The organism is Streptomyces sp. NPDC008238 (assembly GCF_042956445.1).
Taxonomy (GTDB): Bacteria; Actinomycetota; Actinomycetes; order Streptomycetales; family Streptomycetaceae; genus Actinacidiphila.
In genome coordinates, this window is the sequence record NZ_JBIBGK010000007.1 from 236,053 (window position 1) to 252,678 (window position 16,626).

The 16,626-nt window shown below is 73.9% G+C and carries 15 protein-coding genes; 11 read left to right on the top strand and 4 right to left on the bottom strand.

Going from position 1 to position 16,626, the window contains the following annotated elements; all coding sequences use genetic code 11:
- Window positions 1–7: 7 nt before the first annotated feature.
- Complete coding sequence (locus ACFZAU_RS18295; protein WP_500552982.1) at window positions 8–1,255, bottom strand: cytochrome P450; 1,248 nt, start codon at window positions 1,253–1,255, stop codon at window positions 8–10.
- Window positions 1,256–1,771: 516 nt separating this feature from the next.
- Here ACFZAU_RS18295 and ACFZAU_RS18300 point away from each other — a divergent pair.
- The 8 genes from ACFZAU_RS18300 (at window position 1,772) to ACFZAU_RS18335 (ending at window position 8,116) form a co-directional block, all read left to right on the top strand.
- Window positions 1,772–2,890 carry an LLM class flavin-dependent oxidoreductase gene (locus tag ACFZAU_RS18300; RefSeq protein WP_500552983.1) on the top strand — a complete coding sequence of 373 codons (1,119 nt, stop codon included), beginning with the start codon at window positions 1,772–1,774 and terminating at the stop codon, window positions 2,888–2,890.
- A complete protein-coding gene (locus ACFZAU_RS18305) occupies window positions 2,887–3,519 on the top strand; it encodes an FMN reductase (RefSeq protein WP_500552984.1) in 633 nt (210 codons plus the stop codon). Before ACFZAU_RS18300 ends, ACFZAU_RS18305 begins: the two co-directional genes overlap by 4 nt.
- Window positions 3,520–3,527: 8 nt before the next feature.
- Window positions 3,528–3,851, top strand: a complete 324-nt coding sequence (locus ACFZAU_RS18310; protein WP_499601648.1) for a GNAT family N-acetyltransferase — start codon at window positions 3,528–3,530, stop codon at window positions 3,849–3,851.
- Window positions 3,852–3,985: 134 nt separating this feature from the next.
- Window positions 3,986–4,975: a pirin family protein gene (locus tag ACFZAU_RS18315; protein WP_500552985.1), complete on the top strand. Its 990-nt coding sequence runs from the start codon at window positions 3,986–3,988 to the stop codon at window positions 4,973–4,975.
- Window positions 4,972–5,340, top strand: a complete 369-nt coding sequence (locus tag ACFZAU_RS18320) for a tetratricopeptide repeat protein (RefSeq protein WP_500460354.1) — start codon at window positions 4,972–4,974, stop codon at window positions 5,338–5,340. The genes ACFZAU_RS18315 and ACFZAU_RS18320 overlap by 4 nt, the downstream gene beginning before the upstream one ends.
- A gap of 138 nt (window positions 5,341–5,478) precedes the next feature.
- Window positions 5,479–6,267 carry a VC0807 family protein gene (locus ACFZAU_RS18325; RefSeq protein WP_500552986.1) on the top strand — a complete coding sequence of 263 codons (789 nt, stop codon included), beginning with the start codon at window positions 5,479–5,481 and terminating at the stop codon, window positions 6,265–6,267.
- A 180-nt stretch (window positions 6,268–6,447) separates the two neighbouring features.
- Complete coding sequence (locus ACFZAU_RS18330) at window positions 6,448–7,869, top strand: carboxylesterase/lipase family protein (RefSeq protein WP_500552987.1); 1,422 nt, start codon at window positions 6,448–6,450, stop codon at window positions 7,867–7,869.
- Window positions 7,870–7,918: 49 nt separating this feature from the next.
- On the top strand, window positions 7,919–8,116 hold the full coding sequence (locus ACFZAU_RS18335; protein WP_500552988.1) for a hypothetical protein: 198 nt from the start codon (window positions 7,919–7,921) through the stop codon (window positions 8,114–8,116).
- A gap of 118 nt (window positions 8,117–8,234) precedes the next feature.
- Here ACFZAU_RS18335 and ACFZAU_RS18340 read toward each other — a convergent pair whose 3' ends face one another.
- Window positions 8,235–10,457, bottom strand: a complete 2,223-nt coding sequence (locus ACFZAU_RS18340) for an MMPL family transporter (RefSeq protein WP_500553043.1) — start codon at window positions 10,455–10,457, stop codon at window positions 8,235–8,237.
- Window positions 10,458–10,780: 323 nt separating this feature from the next.
- Window positions 10,781–11,992, bottom strand: coding sequence for a pyridoxal phosphate-dependent aminotransferase (locus ACFZAU_RS18345; protein WP_499601634.1), 1,212 nt, complete (start codon window positions 11,990–11,992; stop codon window positions 10,781–10,783).
- A 107-nt stretch (window positions 11,993–12,099) separates the two neighbouring features.
- Between ACFZAU_RS18345 and ACFZAU_RS18350 the strand changes: the two genes are divergently transcribed.
- Window positions 12,100–12,711 (top strand): winged helix-turn-helix transcriptional regulator, encoded by a 612-nt coding sequence (locus ACFZAU_RS18350; protein WP_500552989.1) that lies wholly within the window; start codon window positions 12,100–12,102, stop codon window positions 12,709–12,711.
- Between the two features lie 19 nt (window positions 12,712–12,730).
- Window positions 12,731–13,525, top strand: a complete 795-nt coding sequence (locus tag ACFZAU_RS18355; RefSeq protein WP_500552990.1) for a class I SAM-dependent methyltransferase — start codon at window positions 12,731–12,733, stop codon at window positions 13,523–13,525.
- Window positions 13,526–14,280: 755 nt separating this feature from the next.
- Here ACFZAU_RS18355 and lepB read toward each other — a convergent pair.
- Window positions 14,281–14,952, bottom strand: a complete 672-nt coding sequence (gene lepB / locus ACFZAU_RS18360) for a signal peptidase I (protein ID WP_500552991.1) — start codon at window positions 14,950–14,952, stop codon at window positions 14,281–14,283.
- Between the two features lie 120 nt (window positions 14,953–15,072).
- Between lepB and ACFZAU_RS18365 the strand changes: the two genes are divergently transcribed.
- Window positions 15,073–16,548 carry an ArnT family glycosyltransferase gene (locus ACFZAU_RS18365; protein ID WP_500552992.1) on the top strand — a complete coding sequence of 492 codons (1,476 nt, stop codon included), beginning with the start codon at window positions 15,073–15,075 and terminating at the stop codon, window positions 16,546–16,548.
- Window positions 16,549–16,626: the final 78 nt, after the last annotated feature.

Here is a 16,626-nt window from a genome sequence, read left to right on the forward strand (position 1 = left end):
GTCTCCCTTAGGTGAGGGGCGAGTGGATGGTCAGCCGGGCGATGTCGGCCATGCTCGGCCCGGCGTGCCGCACCGGAGGTGCGGCGGCCCGGGCGCCGGGCAGCTCGCGGGCGAACACCCGGGTGAACGCGAGCGCCTGCGCGCGGGCCAGGTGGGATCCGAGGCAGTAGTGCAGGCCGCCGCCGAAGGCGAGCAGCCGCTGCGCCGGCCGGTCCGGGTCGAAGACGTGCGGGGCGGGGAAGCGCGCCGGGTCGCGGTGCGCGGCGCCGATGAGCGCGTGGACGACCCGCCCCGCGGGCACCGGCCGGCCGCCCAGTTCGGTGCCGACGCCCGCCACGCGGGTCACCACCCGGCCCGGCGGGTCCCAGCGCAGCAGCTCGTCGGTGAGCGGCCCCGCGAATCCCGGGTCCTGGCGGATCCTTTCGGCAAGGGCGGGGTCGCCGGCCAGCGCCAGCGCGGTGCCGGCCAGCAGCGCGGCCGTGGTGGGCACCCCGGCCGAGAACAACGTCAGCAGCAGGTAGCGGGCCCCCGCCGGGTCCTCGGCGGCCCACCGCGACAGCAGGTCGTCCGCGGGGTGCCGCAGGCGCTCGGCCAGCGCGCGGTCGTACGCATCGAGCAGGGCCAGTGCGGCGGCGTCCGCCCGCCGTACGACACTGGGCGGCGCGGCGAGTTCCTCCACCCGCACCATGGCGGCGCTCTCGGCGGCGAGCCACCCCCGGTCGATCCACTCCGGCAGCCCGGCCATCTTTGCCAGGACCGCGGTGGGCAGCGGCCGGCAGACCCGGGTCACGACGTCGGCCGCGCCCTCGCGGCGCACGGCCGCGGCGAAGTCCGCGACGTGGCGCTCGGTGAGCGGCTCCACGAGCCGTTCCGCCGCCTCTCGCACGACCCGGGGCGCCAGCACCGCGTTGAGCGGACGGCGGCGCGCGGTGTGCTCCGGAGGATCCTGCTGCAGCGGGGTCTCGCACAGCCCGACCGTGCTCGCGCTCCGCCGCCACCCGGGGCGGTGCACGTCGCGCCACCGGGCCCCGAGCGTGAGCCATTCCCGCCCGGTCAGCACCTGACGGCACTCCTCGTACCCGGTGACCAGGAGCGCGCCCCACGGCGTCGGCACCAGCGGCCCCGCCACGGCCAGCGCGTCGTACGCCGCCGCGAGTGCCTCCGGCTCCACGGCCCTGCGCCACTGCCGGACGAGGCCCGCCGCGGAGCGCGCGTCAAGGGCGGTGGGCTTCGGGGGCAGCATCACGTGGCTCATGTGTCAGGAACGGACTTCGGCTCGGAGACGGGCGGGGAGCGTGGCGGGACCGGCGCGGCGCACAAGGCGGCGTCCGCGGGATGGGCGCCCCTGAGAGTGCTCTGCCGGAGCCGTTCCGATCCAGTCACATAGGCACTTTTCACCCACCCGTGAACGTAATTCGCCTTTCCCTCACGCGGTCCGCTACGGTCGACCGTCCGTGTCCCAACCGCCCCGCGTCCCTCGTAGGTGACGCCGACGGGGGCGGTGCGCCCGCGGTGCGCCCGCCGTCCGTGGCCCTTCGGCGGTGCCCCTTACCGCGGCGGGGGAGGCCGTGTGCGGGGCCCGTGCCCCTGGTGACGCCTTCGTCCCTGGTGACGTCTTCGTCACGTCCGGGATGATCTCCGGCGCTCGGCTGCCCGGTGACGGCCCAGGGGAGGCGGCACCAGGTGAGGAATAGCCCGGTCGGGCATCCCGTTGCGAAGGGTGGTTGAATACTCAACAAACATCGCGAGACGACGGAGGAGGGTGAAGCCGGTGCAGTTCGGGATCTTCACCGTGGGTGACGTGACCATGGACCCCACGACCGGCAGGACGCCGACCGAGCACGAGCGGATCAAGGCCATGACGGCGATCGCGCTCAAGGCCGAGGAGGTGGGGCTGGACGTCTTCGCCACCGGCGAGCACCACAACCCGCCGTTCGTGCCCTCGTCACCGACGACGATGCTCGGCTGGATAGCCGCCCGCACGGAGAGGCTGGTCCTCTCGACCGCGACCACGCTGATCACCACGAACGACCCGGTGAAGATCGCCGAGGACTTCGCGATGCTGCAGCACCTGGCGGGCGGGCGCGTCGACCTGATGATGGGCCGCGGCAACACCGGTCCGGTCTACCCCTGGTTCGGGCAGGACATCCGGCAGGGCATCCCGCTGGCGGTCGAGAACTACGCGCTGCTGCACCGGATGTGGCGTGAGGACGTCGTCGACTGGGCCGGCCGCTTCCGCAGCCCGCTCCAGGGCTTCACCTCGACGCCCCGGCCGCTCGACGGCGTGCCGCCCTTCGTGTGGCACGGCTCCATCCGCTCGCCGGAGATCGCCGAGCAGGCCGCGTACTACGGTGACGGCTTCTTCCACAACAACATCTTCTGGCCGGCCGACCACACCAAGCGGATGGTCGAGCTGTACCGCACGCGCTACGCGCACTACGGCCACGGCACCCCCGAGCAGGCCATCGTCGGCCTCGGCGGCCAGGTGTTCATGCGGAAGAACTCGCAGGACGCCGTCCGGGAGTTCCGGCCGTACTTCGACAACGCGCCGGTCTACGGGCACGGCCCGTCGCTGGAGGACTTCACCGAGCAGACCCCGCTGACCGTCGGCTCGCCGCAGCAGGTCATCGAGAGGACGCTGGGCTTCCGCGAGTACGCCGGCGACTACCAGCGCCAGCTGTTCCTGATGGACCACGCGGGACTGCCGCTGAAGACCGTGCTGGAGCAGCTCGACCTGCTCGGCGAGGAGGTCGTCCCGGTACTGCGCGAGGAGTTCGCCAAGGGCCGTCCCGCGGACGTGCCGGACGCCCCGACGCACGCCTCGCTGCTCGCGCGCCGTGACGCGCGGGCCCCGGAGGAGAAGGACAAGGAGAAGGAGGCCGCGAAGTGACCGTCGCACCCCTGAAGCTGGTGGTCGTCTCGGCGGGCCTGAGCACGCCGTCGTCCACCCGGCTGCTCGGCGACCGGCTCGCCGAGGCCGTACGGCGGGCCGTCGCGGACGCCGGCCGCGCGGTCGACGTCCGCGTGGTGGAACTGCGCGACCTGGCCGTGGACATCGCCAACAACCTGGTCACCGGCTTCCCCGGCCGCGCCCTGGCGGAGGCCGTCGCGGCCGTGACGGCGGCGGACGGCCTGATCGCCGTGACACCGGTCTTCTCGGCCTCGTACAGCGGGCTGTTCAAGTCGTTCTTCGACGTCATCGACAACGACGCGCTGTCCGGCAAGCCCGTGCTGATCGCCGCCACCGGCGGCACGGCCCGGCACTCGCTGGCGCTGGAGCACGCCCTGCGGCCGCTCTTCGTCTTCCTGCGGGCCGTGGTCGTCCCCACCGCCGTCTACGCGGCGTCGGAGGACTGGGGCGGCAGCGGGGACGCGCTCACCGACACCCTGCCGACCCGCATCGCCCGCGCCGCGGGCGAGCTGGCGGCGCTGCTGGGGACGCGGCCGTCGGCCCCCGTGGCCGCGGCGGATACGGTCGTTCCGTTCGAGCAGCAATTGGCCGCCCTGCGGCCCGAGTAGGAGAGACGATGGCACTGCGCGTCGCCGACAACCCCGGCACGTCCCGTTTCGAGATCTTCGACGCGGCGGAGGAGGGCGGTGCCGAGGAGGTGGCCGGCTTCGCCGAGTACCACCTGTACCGGGACCAGATCGCGTTCATCCACACCGAGGTCGACCCCCGTTTCGGCGGTCGCGGCCTCGGCGGGGCCCTCGCCCGGGCCGCCCTGGACGAGGCCCGCGAGCGCGGTCTCGCGGTGCTGCCCTTCTGCCCGTTCATCCGCGCGTGGATCGGCAAGCACCCCGAGTACGTGGAGCTGGTGCCGGAGGGTGAGCGCCCGCGCTTCGGCTTCTGAGTTCCCCGGGGTACCGGGGTGCACCGGGGCGTCCCGGGCGGGAACGGGGGGCGGGAATGGACGCGGTTGGTTGAAGGTTAAACCGACCGTGCGAGGCCCGGACCGGGCCCGCCGGGACTGCCGAGGAGGGCGTCATGCCTGCCGTGACCGTGGAGAACACCCTGCTGCTGCCCCGCGTCACCGAGCCCGACCCGGTGACCGCGGAGCAGCGCCCCGTCCGCCGGGTGACCGCCGCCCCGCAGGGCTTCGAGGGCGAGGGCTTCCCGGTGTACCGCGCCTTCGCGGGCGTGCCGACGCGGGAGCTCGACCCCTTCATTCACATGGACCAGATGGGCGAGGTCGAGTACGCCCCGGGCGAGCCCAAGGGCACCGCCTGGCACCCGCACCGCGGCTTCGAGACCGTCACGTACATGATCGACGGCCGGATGGAGCACCAGGACTCGCACGGCGGCGGAGGCACGATCACCGACGGCGCCACGCAGTGGATGACGGCCGGCAGCGGCATCCTCCACATCGAGGCGCCGCCGGAGGAGCTGGTCGTCTCCGGCGGGCTCTTCCACGGCGTCCAGCTGTGGGTGAACCTCCCGCGGGCGAACAAGTGGAACGCACCTCGGTACCAGAGCATCGAGGGCCCCGAGTCGGCACTGCTGTCCTCGCCCGACGGAGGCGCGCTGGTGCGCGTCATCGCCGGCGAGGTCGGCGGGCACGCGGGACCGGGGAGCACCTTCACCCCGATCACGCTGGTCCACGCCACCCTCAGCCCCGGCGCGCGACTGGTCCTGCCCTGGCGGCCGGACTTCAACGCCCTGGCCTATGTGCTGTCCGGGCGCGGCAGCGCCGGCGCCGAACGGCGCCCGCTCGACGCGCACCAGCTGGCCGTCTTCGGCGCCGGCGACACCCTGACCCTGGAGGCCACCGACCACCCCGACAGCCGCACCCCCGCCCTGGACGTGCTGATCCTGGGCGGCCGCCCGATCCGCGAACCGGTCGCGCACTTCGGCCCGTTCGTCATGAACACCAAGGCCGAGGTCGTGCAGGCCGTCGAGGACTTCGAGCGGGGCCGGTTCGGACTGGAGCCGGCCGGCCGCATGCCGCACACCGCACCCGGAGAGGAGCTCACGTGAACACCCCCACCACCCACGGGTCCTACGCCTCCCACGAGGAGACCACGGCGGAGCGCTGGGCGCGCGCCGGACTCTACTTCGAGGCCAAGGAGTACACCGAGGCGGCCCGGCTGCTGACGGCCGTGGTCGACGAGGTGCCCGGGCACGTCGCCCCGCGCCTGCTGCTCGCCCGCGCCTACTACCACTCCGCCCAGCTCGGCCGCGCCGAGGAGCAGTTGCGCGTGATCGTCGAGCGCGACCCCGTCGAGCACTACGCGCACCTGCTGCTGGGCCGCACCCTCCAGCGGCAGGGCCGCGAGGCCGAGGCCGCCCCCTGGCTGCGGCTCGCCGCCGCCTTCGCGGGGGAGCTGCCGCCGGAGGAGTGAGCAGGTGCCGGGCCCGGTGCGGGCCTGGGGCCGCCTCGTGGCGCCGCCGTCCTAAAACCTGGGCAAAGTGCCTGGCCGGGACGGCGGCGCCGCGCATACGTTCCCCTGCGACTTCGGCAACTACTACGGGGGAAAGCCGTGTCCGAACGATCAGGCACGTCGTCACAGGCAGGCACGTCGTCACCGTCAGGCCCGGACGCATCGTCGGCGCCGGGGCCGGCTGCGTCGTCACGGTCTGGCCTGTCGTCCGCGCTCGGCTGGGCACTCACCCTCACCTTCAACATCGTCCTGCCCGTCGTCACCTACGGCCGGCTCACCGACGGCGGATGGAGCGAGTTCTCCGCCCTGCTCCTCTCCGGCGTCTGGCCGGTACTCGACACGGCCATCACGCTCGCCTGGCGCCGCAAGGTGGACGAGTTCGCCGTCATCACCCTCGTCTTCCTGGTGATCACGGTGGTCGTCACCGTCGTGGGGCCGCACTCCACGCGCCTGCTGCTGGTCAAGGACTCCGCGGTCACCGGCCTGTTCGGAGTGGTCTGCCTGGCCAGCCTGTTCGCGCCGCGGCCGCTGATGTTCTACTTCGGCCGCAAGTTCGGCACCGACGGCACCAAGGAGGACGCCGAGCGCTTCGACGGCCTGTGGCAGTACGAGGGCTTCCGGCACGTCATCCGCACCATGACCGTCGTCTGGGGGCTCGGCTACGTCCTGGAGGCCCTCACCAGGATCGGCCTTTCGTACGAGCTGTCGACCGCCACCATGGTGACGGTCAACTCGGTCATGGCGTACGCCGTCACCGGCGTCCTCGTCGCCTGGACGATCCTCTACGGCCGGCGCGCCGCAGCCCGCGGCAAGGAGCGGGAACGGCAGGCGGAGGAGGAGGCGGCCGCGGCCGCCCGGGCCGAGGCACCGGGCACGGCGGGTACCTGACGGGAAGGCGCCCGATGGGAAGGCGCCCGACGGGGAGGCGCCCGACGGGGAGGCGCCCGACGGGAGCGGCGGCGGCGCGGGCCGGGCGTTCGGCAGTCCGGGCGGCTTCGGGTGCCCTCGCCGCCGCGTCGCCCCGGCAGGTCGGGCCGCCGGGGGGCCGGCGGCGGTAGACCGGCTGCCATGGACAGTGAGCGCGGGACCGAAGGACAGCGGCGGCCGGTGGCCGTCACGGAACGGGGCCCCGTACGCGGGGTGACCGGGGAGCACGGGGTGGCGGCCTTCCGCGGCATCCCCTACGCGGCGTCGCCGGTGGGGCCGTTGCGGTTCGCCCCGCCCGCACCGCCCCCGGGCTGGTCCGGCGTGCGCGACGCGGCCCTCCCCGGCCCCGACGTGCCGCAGGCGCCGTCCCGGCTGGCGGTCGTCACGGGCCCGCACGCGTCGCACGGGGACGAGGAGGGCTGCCTCACCCTCAATGTGTGGGCGCCGGAAGGGGCGCTCGATGCCGGCGCGGTGCCCCGGGGGGTGCTGGTGTGGTTCCACGGCGGCGGCTTCACCACGGGTTCGGGCGGCTGGGACTGGTTCGACGGCGCCCGGCTCGCCGCCCTCGGCGGCATCGTGGTCGTCACGGCGAACTACCGCGTCGGCCCGCTGGGCTGGCTCTATCTGCCGGAACTCGGCGCGACCAACCTGGGGAGCCGGGACCAGACCGCGGTGTTGCACTGGGTGCGCGACAACATCGCGTCCTTCGGCGGCGACCCCGCGTTGATCACGGTGGGAGGGCAGTCGGCCGGCGCCTACAGCGCGCTCTGCCTCGCCGTCGACCCCGCCACGCGGCCCCTCGTGCGGCGGGTGATCGCCGAGAGCGGGCCGTGGGGCCTGGCACCGCAGGAGCCCGCGGAGGCGGCCGAGGTCACCGACGCCTATCTGCGCCTGCGGGGCGTCGGGCATCCGCAGGAGCTGCGGGAGATGCCGGCGGAGCGGCTGGTGTCGGCGTACGGGCGGCTGGCGGCCGAGCGCGCCAGGCCGGGCGACGTCGCGCCGCCGATGTACCCGGTGCTGGGCGGGGCCGGGGTGCCCCGCGCCCCCATGGCGGCGGTGGCCGCGGGCGGTCTGGACGGGACGGACGTCCTGCTGGGCAGCGCGCAGGACGAGATGACGGCCTTCCACGCCGCCTCGCCCGCCATGTTCCCCACGGCGGACGGTACCGAGCGGGTCTTCGGGGCCGGGGTCACCGAGATCGCCTCCCACTGCGCGGAGCGCGGCCGTCCCGCGTACGTCTACCGCTTCACGCGGCGCCCGCCCGGGGACGACGGCACCCTGGGCGCCACGCACTGCTCCGAACTCCCCTTCCTCTTCGGCACCTTCGCGGCGTTCGCCGACGCGCCGATGCTGGGCCCGGTGGACGACGCCGACCGTGCCCTGGCCCGGTCGTTCGGTGGTGCGCTCGCCGCGTTCGTGGCCAACGGCCGCCCGGACGCCGGGGGCGACGGGGGTGATGGGGGCGACTGCGACGACGGGGACACCGAGGGGCGCGGGCCGTGGCGGCCCTACGAGCCGGGGGCGGGCGCCGAGGTGCGGAGGTTCGGGCCGCCGGTTCGTTAACTCTTCCGGGGGATCGCACATATATTCGAACACGGGATACGCTGCGGGCATGTCGACTTCAGACGATGAGCGAGACCTCTTCTCGGACCCCGACCGGACGGCGCCACTGACGATGCGCGGTCCGGCCCCCGTCCTCGACCCGTTCCGGACCCCCGGCTCCGCGGGCGCGTCCACGGCCCCGGCCGCGCACGCGGTGGACGGTGCGGGGCGCGGGGCCATATCCCCGCGCCCCGGCGCCGGACGCTGACCACGGCTCGTTCGGAACGCCCGGCGCCGGGATCCCCGGGCGGGGAGGGCGTACGCCGCGGCCCGGCCCCCCGTGGCGTCGGGGGCCGGGCCGGAGCGTCCTGGCGGGGTCCGCGGCGTCAGCGGCCCACGCCCGAGGGCTCGGCCGGTGCCGGGGCGGCGGGCGGTCGTACCGGGGCCGGCGCGAGGCCCGCCTCGTCGTGGGTCATGTCCGGCAGCCAGCCGAGCCACTTGGGCAGGTACCAGTTGCGCTCGCCCAGCAGGGCCATCACCGCGGGGAGCAGCACACCGCGGATGACGGTGGCGTCGATGAGCACCGCCGCCGCCAGGCCCACGCCCATCTGCTTCATGCTCTGCATGGACAGCGTGCCGAAGATCGCGAAGACCGCCACCATGATGACCGCGGCGCTGGTGACCACACCTGCGGTCGTCGTGATGCCGTGCCGGATCGCGCCCTGCGTGGTCAGCCCCCGCACCCGTGCCTCACGGATCCGGGAGACCACGAAGACGTGGTAGTCCATGCTCAGCCCGAAGAGGATCACGAACAGGAACAGCGGCAGCCAGGCCACGATGGCGCCCACGCCCTCGGCGCCCACCAGGCCGGCGCCCCAGCCGTGCTGGAAGACGATGGTGAGGATGCCGTAGGCGGCGCCCACCGACAGCAGGTTGAGCACGATCGAGGTGACCGCGATGGTCAGCGACCGGAAGGAGAGCAGCATCAGCAGGAAGGCGAAGGCCACGACGAAGGCGAACACCGGGGGCACCGCGTCGCCGATCTTGTCGGTGAAGTCCATCGACGCCGCCGTCGAGCCGCCGATCGGCGCGCTGAGGCCGGCGACCTCGCCCAGCGTGCCGGGGCGCACCTCGTCACGCAGGACCTTCAGCGAGGCCTCGGCCCGCTCCTCATCGGTGCCGCCGGTCAGCGGAACCTTCAGGACGGCGACGCCCGTCTTCTCGTGGACCTCGGTCTCCACCGGCCCGGGGGAGACGCCCTTGGCCACGGCCTCCCGGGAGAAGGCGTCGATGGCCTGACGCACCTCGGGCGAGGTGATGTCCGAGGCCTTGACGACCACCTGGGCCGGGTCGGGGCCGCCGGGGAAGGCCTTGCTGATGTCCTCGTACGCCCGGACGATCGGCAGTCCGTCGCCGAGCTCCTGGCTCAGCGTCAGGTTCGCGGTGTTCAGGCCGACGGCCGGGACGGCCAGTGCGATCAGCGCCCCGCCGGCGACCACCACGGACACCACCGGGCGGCGCAGCACGCCCCCGAGGATCGTCCGCCAGACGCGGGACTCCCCGCTCGGCCCGCCGCCCCGGCGGCGCAGGAAGGGGATCCGGCCCTTCTCGACCCGCTCGCCCAGCAGGGACAGCAGCGCGGGCAGCACCGTCACCGAGCCGAACATCGCCACGGCCACCACCATCATCGTGGCCAGGCCCATCGCCTTGAAGTCGCCGATGCCGGTGAAGAGCATGCCCGCCATCGCGACGATCACCGTCACACCGGAGACCAGCACCGCACGACCGCTGGTGGCCGCCGCGATCCGCAGCGCGGTCTGCGCGTCGTGGCCCGCCTCCCGCTCCTCGCGTTCACGCCGCAGGTAGAACAGGCAGTAGTCGACACCGACCGCCAGGCCGACCAGCAGCATCACGGAGTTGGCGGTGTCGCTCATGTGGACCGCGTGGCTCACCACGGCGACCAGGCCGGTCGTCGCGAGGAAGGCCGTCATCGCCAGCGCCACCGGCAGCAGCGCCGCGACCAGCGCCCCGAAGGCGATCAGCAGGATGCCGAGCGCGACCGGCAGCGCCGAGTACTCGGCACGCTGGAAGTCGCTGCCGAAGGCGTCGTTGAAGACCTTCTCCGAGCTGGCCTCGCCGAACTGCTCGACCTTCAGGTCCTTGTGCTTGCCCTGGACGCCCGCCACGGCGTCGACGACCGGCTCGACCCGGTCGGGCGCCGTCTGCGGGTCGCCCCGCATGTCGAACCGCACCAGTGCGGACCGGCCGTCCTCGGAGACCGCCCCGGCGTCGTACGGCGACTGGACGGAAGCGACCTCACCGGTGCCCTCCACCGCGGCGACGACATCCGCGACCACCGCCCGGAACGCCGGGTCCGTGGCCTTGAGCGAGCCCCCGGCTGCCTGGACCAGCACCATCTCGCCGGCCGGTCCGTCGTTCAGCCCGGCGTCGTCGAGGATGGCCACGGCCTGCCCGAACTCCCCGGGCACCTCCTCCCGGTCCGTCAGGTCGATCCGCCCCGCCATCGAGCCGATGGTCAGCGCGAGTACGACGAAGAGCAGCCAGCTCCCGACCGCCGTCCAGCGGTGCCGGGCACTCCAGCCGCCCATGGCGGCGGCGATGCCCTGCCCGCGCACCGTCCCCGCGGTACGTGTCCTGCCGTGTGCGCTTGCCACGGTTGCGAACCCCCTCGAAGCCGGGCGGTGGAACCTCTCCTCCGCCTCGTCCACGACGCTATGGGTCCGCGGGACACCGCCCCATCCGGCTGACAGGTGAACCGCCGGAGGGTTTCTCCTCCCCAGGGAGTGGGGAAAACCCCCGCCCACGGGAGTCTTGCCCCCTACAACGACCGCCGCCGCCGCGCCCCGCCGCACGGGGACGGGGGAGCGCCGGCCCGTACCTCCCCTTCCGGGACGCGGCCGGCGCCTCGGGGCTACTGCCGGTAGCCCGCCAGGAAGCGGCCGATGCGGCTGATGGCGGCGTCCAGGTCGTCGGCACGGGGGAGCGTCAGGATGCGGAAGTGGTCCGGACGCGGCCAGCTGAAGCCGGTGCCCTGGACGACCTGGATCTTCTCGCGGAGCAGCAGGTCGAGCACGAACCTCTCGTCGTCGTGGATCCGGTGCACCTTCGGGTCCAGCCGGGGGAAGGCGTAGAGCGCGCCCTTGGGCTTGACGCAGCTGACGCCGGGGATCTCGTTCAGCTTCTCCCACGCCATGTCGCGCTGCTCGTGCAGCCGCCCTCCGGGCAGGATCAGGTCCTTGATGCTCTGCCGGCCGCCCAGCGCGGCCTGGATCGCCTGCTGGGCCGGGACGTTGGGGCACAGCCGCATCGAGGCGAGCATCGTCAGGCCTTCGAGGTAGCTCTTGGCGTGCTGCCGGGGCCCGGTGACGACGAGCCAGCCGGAGCGGAAGCCCGCCACGCGGTAGGCCTTGGACAGCCCGCTGAAGGTCAGGCACAGCACGTCGGGGGCGAGCTGCGCCGCCGAGTGGTGCACCGCGTCGTCGTAGAGGATCTTGTCGTAGACCTCGTCGGCGAAGACGACCAGATGGTGCCGCCGCGCCAGGTCGAGCATCCCCTCGAGCAGTTCGCGCGGGTAGACGGCGCCCGTCGGGTTGTTGGGGTTGATGATGACGAGTGCCCGCGTACGGCTGGTGATCTTGGAGGCGATGTCGTCGAGGTCGGGGAACCAGTCCGCCTGCTCGTCGCAGAGGTAGTGCACCGCCTTGCCGCCGGCCAGGTTCGTCACGGCGGTCCACAGCGGGAAGTCGGGGGCCGGGATCAGCACCTCGTCCCCGTCGTCGACGAGGGCCTGGACGGCCATCTGCACCAGCTCCGACACCCCGTTGCCGAGGAAGACGTCGTCCACGCCGACGTCGGCGAGGCCGCGCTCCTGGTAGTGCTGGGCCACCGCCCGGCGGGCCGACAGGATGCCGCGCGAGTCGCTGTAGCCGTGCGACGCGGGGAGCGTGCGGATGATGTCCTGCAGGATCTCCTCGGGCGCCTCGAACCCGAACAGCGCCGGATTGCCCGTGTTGAGCCGCAGGACGCTGTGCCCCGCCTCCTCCAGCGCGTTGGCGTGCTCGATCACCGGCCCCCGGATCTCGTAACAGACGTCGGCCAGCTTGCCCGACTGCTTGTACTCCATGCGACGGCCTCCCGATCCGGTCCCGCGGTCCTGCCCGGTACGCTGCTCCACTTGGTTTTACCAAGTACGCGCTTGGAAAGTCCAACTCCTTGTCTACACTGGGGATCATGCCGCGCCGAAGTTACGACCAGTACTGCGCCGTCGCCCGCGCCCTGGACACCGTCGGGGAGCGCTGGACGCTCCTGATCGTCCGGGAGCTCCTGGCGGGCCCCCGCCGGTACACCGACCTCCACGCCGACCTGCCCGGCGTCAGCACCGACGTCCTCGCCTCGCGGCTCAAGGAGATGGAGCGCGACGGCCTGGTCACCCGCCGCCGCCTCGCGCCCCCCGGCGCCGCGTACGTCTACGAACTCACCCCGCGCGGCAGTGGGCTGCTCGCCGTGCTCGGCGCCCTCGCCGAGTGGGGCGCGCCGGAACTGCAGGAGCCCCGGCCCACCGACGCTGTCCGCGCGCACTGGGCCGCCGTGCCCCTCATGCGGCACCTGGGCGCGCTGCCCGGCGCCCCCGCGGGTGTGGTCGAGGTCCGCCTCGACGAGGGCGCCTTCCACATCGAACTCGGCGGCGGCTCCCCGTCGTACGCCGACGGCCCCGCCGAGCGCCCCGACGCGGTCGTGGCGCTGCCCTCGGGGGCCGTCCGCGGCGTCGTCGGCGCCCTGCGGGACGGCGGCGCGGCGGTCACCGGCGACGGCCCCCTCGCGGACGCCCTGCGCGGCGCCTGAACCGCGGTACGGTGCCCGGATGGAGCGTCGCCGCGTGGAACTCGGCCGGGTCCAGGAGACCCTGCTCATACCGCTGCGGGCACGTGCGGCCGAGACGCGCCGCAGGCGTCCGCTGACCCGCGACCCCCGCTCGGTGGAGGTGGCCGAGGCACTCGACCGCGACCTCACGCGCGTCGGCGGCAGGCTGCGGCTGCTCGGGCCCGTCTTCCGCGGGGTCGTTCTCGACGACTGGGTGCGGGAGTTCCTCGACGAACACCCCGCGGGCACCGTCGTCGAGATCGGCGTCGGCCTCAACACCCGTTACGAGCGGCTCGACAACGGCACCGCCACCTGGGTCGAGATCGACCTGCCGGACGTCGTCGCGCTGCGCCGGGAGCTCTTCGCGGAGCACGAGCGCCGCCGCATCGTCGCGGGCTCGGCGGCCGAACCGGACTGGGCGGCAGCGGTGGCGGCCGCCCCCGGTCCCTACCTCTTCGTCTCCGAGGCCGTGCTCATCTACCTCGACGAGGCGGGCGCCCGCTCCGCCGTGGACGTCATCCGCGACCGGTTCCCCGGCTCGGTGCTCCTGATGGACACCGTCGGCTCCGCGGAGGCCCGCAGGCCGCGCGCCGTCGACGTCGGCTGGAGCTGCGACGACCCGCGTGAACTGGCCGCCTGGGGGCTGCGGTTGCGCGACTCCCGCACCCTGTGGGACCTCCCGCCGCAGGCGCGTGCCCGGCTCACCCCGGGGCGCCGCCTGCTGAGCACCCTGCTCGACCGCGCCTCACGCGGCGCGGGCTCGCGACTGTCCCGCTTCGACGTCGACGGGCATTAGGCGTAGCGGGTGTTGGGCGGCGGCGGCGGTGGTCGTTGGGCTGTCGCGCCGTCTCGCGCCCTTCGGGCGCAAAGATGCTGGCTGCGGAGGGGAGGGTGGGGCCCGGCCTTGTCGGCAGTGTGCGGGTGCGTGGGTGGTCGGGGTTCAGGCGCCGGAGCGGGTTGCGTTTCCGGTGGCCTGGGTCTCGTTGCCGTCAGCGGGTATAGATGGCCGGTTGCCACGCCTACTGCCGTTGGTGGGCGCGCCCGCCGTAACCCGCGACTGCGGATATTTCGGGGTGCTGCCCGGGCGGTCGGCGGGAGATCGGGCCCGCTTTCGACGGTATGGACGTCGAAAGCGAGCCCGATCTTTGCGCGGACGGAGATCGGGCTCTCTTTCAGCGGTATAGCCGTCGGAAGAGGGCCCGATCTTTGGATCGGCCGAGATCCGGCCCGCTTTCGCTGTCACAGCCGTCGAAACAGGGCCCGATGTCGGATCGGGGAATCACCCGCAGACGCCGGTTACGGCGGGCGCGCCACCCACGAACGGTGGGCGTGGTCACCGGCCATCTATACCCGCGGACGGCAACGAGACCCGAGCCAGACGAACAACCAGCCCCGCTCCGGCGCCTGAACCCCAACCGACCACCAGGCCGCACACCGCAGACAAGGCAGGCCCCCACCCTCCCCTCCGCAGCCCGCCGCTGTGCGCCCGCAGGGCGCGAGACGAGCCCGCACCCACCCACCGGCGCGCGCACCCCACCCCCGTCAATGCGTCTACGGCACCGGCGGCGCGGCACCCCAGACCGGCGGCAGGACCGGGCGCTGCTCGCGGCGACGGGCGGCCCGGGCCACGAGGCCCAGCACCAGTCCCGTGACGGCCGACGCGAAGCCGAGCAGCGCCGCCAGGGCCAGCAGCAGGGGTCCGGTGCGGTCCTCCAGCACGCGGGCCCGGACGCCCGCGGCGGGGAGGGTGCCGGACTGTTCCTGGACGAAGTAGCGGGAGTCCATGGAGTCCGCGCGGTGGTCGCCCATCAGGAACAGCCGTCCCTGGGGCACCGTGACGTCGAACGCCGGGGCTCCGCCGGACGGATCCCCGCCCTTCACGTACGGCTCGGACAGCTCCTTGCCGTTCACCGTCACCGGCCCGCCGCGCCGCTCCGCGACGCGGTCGCCGCCCTCGCCGATCACACGCTCGAGCACCGGCCGGCCGCCGTAGCGGTCGCCCCCGTCGATCAGGACGACGTCGCCGCGCCGGACGTCGTCCGCGCCGATCCGCTCGAACAGCAGCCGCTCACCGGGGGAGTAGCCCGGTTCCATGGACGCGCTGGCGACCGTGCCCGTCGTGTAGTCCGTCCGCGACGTCACCACCGCGCCGACCACGAGCACCAGTCCCACCGGCCCGAGCACCCACGCCGCGACGCGCCGCCGTCTTCCCGCCTCTGCCATGGCCCCTCTGCCCCTCTCGCATTCCGGTAGGCCGACACTAGGACACGGCCCGCCGGCCGGAACCGTGGCCCCCGGGGCAGCGCGCCGGTACCGTCGACTGGGATCACCGGGGGGTGGGGGATGTCCGCTACGCACGTCCGCGCGCAGGTGGCGTCGTTCGCCACCGTGCCGGTGCTCGGGGTCGCGGCCGCCGTCGCAGCCGTGCTGACGGCGCTGTCCGGCCGCTACGGCTTCCACCGCGACGAGTTGTACTTCCTCGTCGCCGGTGACCACCCCGCCTGGGGCTACGTCGACCAGCCCCCGCTCACCCCGCTCGCCGCCCGCCTGTCCACCGCGGTCCTCGGCGACTCGCCCGCAGGGCTGCGGGCGGTCGCCACCCTCGCCTGTGCCGCGACCGTCGTGGTTGTGGCAGCCGTCGCCAGGGAACTGGGCGGCGGTCGGTCGGCCCAGGTGCTCGCGGCGGTGTGCACGGCGGTCTCCGGATTCGTCGTCGCCGTCGGCCACATGGTCTCCACCGCCACCTTCGACCTCCTGGTGTGGGTGGTCGTCTGCTGGCTCGTGCTGCGGCTGCTGCGCACCGGCGACCGCCGCCTGTGGCTCGCGGTGGGCGCGGCGCTCGGCATCGGCATGGAGAACAAGTACCTGGTCGCCCTGCTGGCCTTCGCCCTGCTCGCGGCGCTGCTCGCCACCGGCCCCCGGGACGTGCTGCGCGGCTGGTGGCCGCCGGGCGCAGTCGTCGTCGCGCTGGCGCTGGCCGCCCCCAACCTGTGGTGGCAGGCGGCGCACGGCTGGCCCCAGTTGACCGTCGCGGGAGGCATCAGCAGTGACGACGGCGCCGAGAACCGCGTCCTGTTCGTGCCCCAGCAGATCGTCTTCCTCTCACCGGTGTTCGTCCCGGTGTGGATCGCGGGCGGCCTGCGGTTGTGGCGCGATCCGGAGCTGCGCTGGGCGCGCGCGTTCACCCCGGCCTACCTGCTCCTGGCCGTCGTCGTCCTCGCCTCCGGCGGCAAGGCCTACTACTGCCTGCCGCTGCTGCTCGTCCTGCTCGCCGCGGGTTGCGTCACGGCCGTCTCCCGGCCGCGCGCGATGTGGCCGGCCGTCGCGGTGACGGCGGTCGTGACCGCCCTGATCTCGCTGCCGGTGCTCCCGCCGGGCGCGGTGTCCGCGGTGAACGCCGTCAACAAGGAGCAGGGCGAGCAGATCGGCTGGCCGCGGCTCGCCGACGCCGTCGCCGACGCCTGGTCGGGCGTGCCCGCCGCCGACCGGCCCCGCGCGGTCGTCCTCGCCCAGAACTACGGCGAGGCCGGCGCCCTGGCCCACTACGGCCCCGCCCGCGGCCTGCCCGCCCCCTACTCGGCGCACATGAGCTTCGCCGACTGGGGCCCGCCGCCCGACTCCGCCACGGGCCCCGTGCTGCTGGTCCGCCAGGAGGACGCCGACGGCATCGAACGGCACTTCACCGGATGCCGTCAGGTCGGCCGGGTCGACAACGGCCGCGGAGTCGACAACGAGGAGCAGCACGCCGCGATCGTCCTGTGCGCCACCCCAAAGGCGCCCTGGTCGCGGCTGTGGCCGTCGCTGCGCCACTACTACTAGCGCCGGGGACGTCCGCGGCACCCGTGCGCGCCCGTGGCGTCGCGGCCGCCGCGACACGGGGAAATGAGTCGCCGCTGC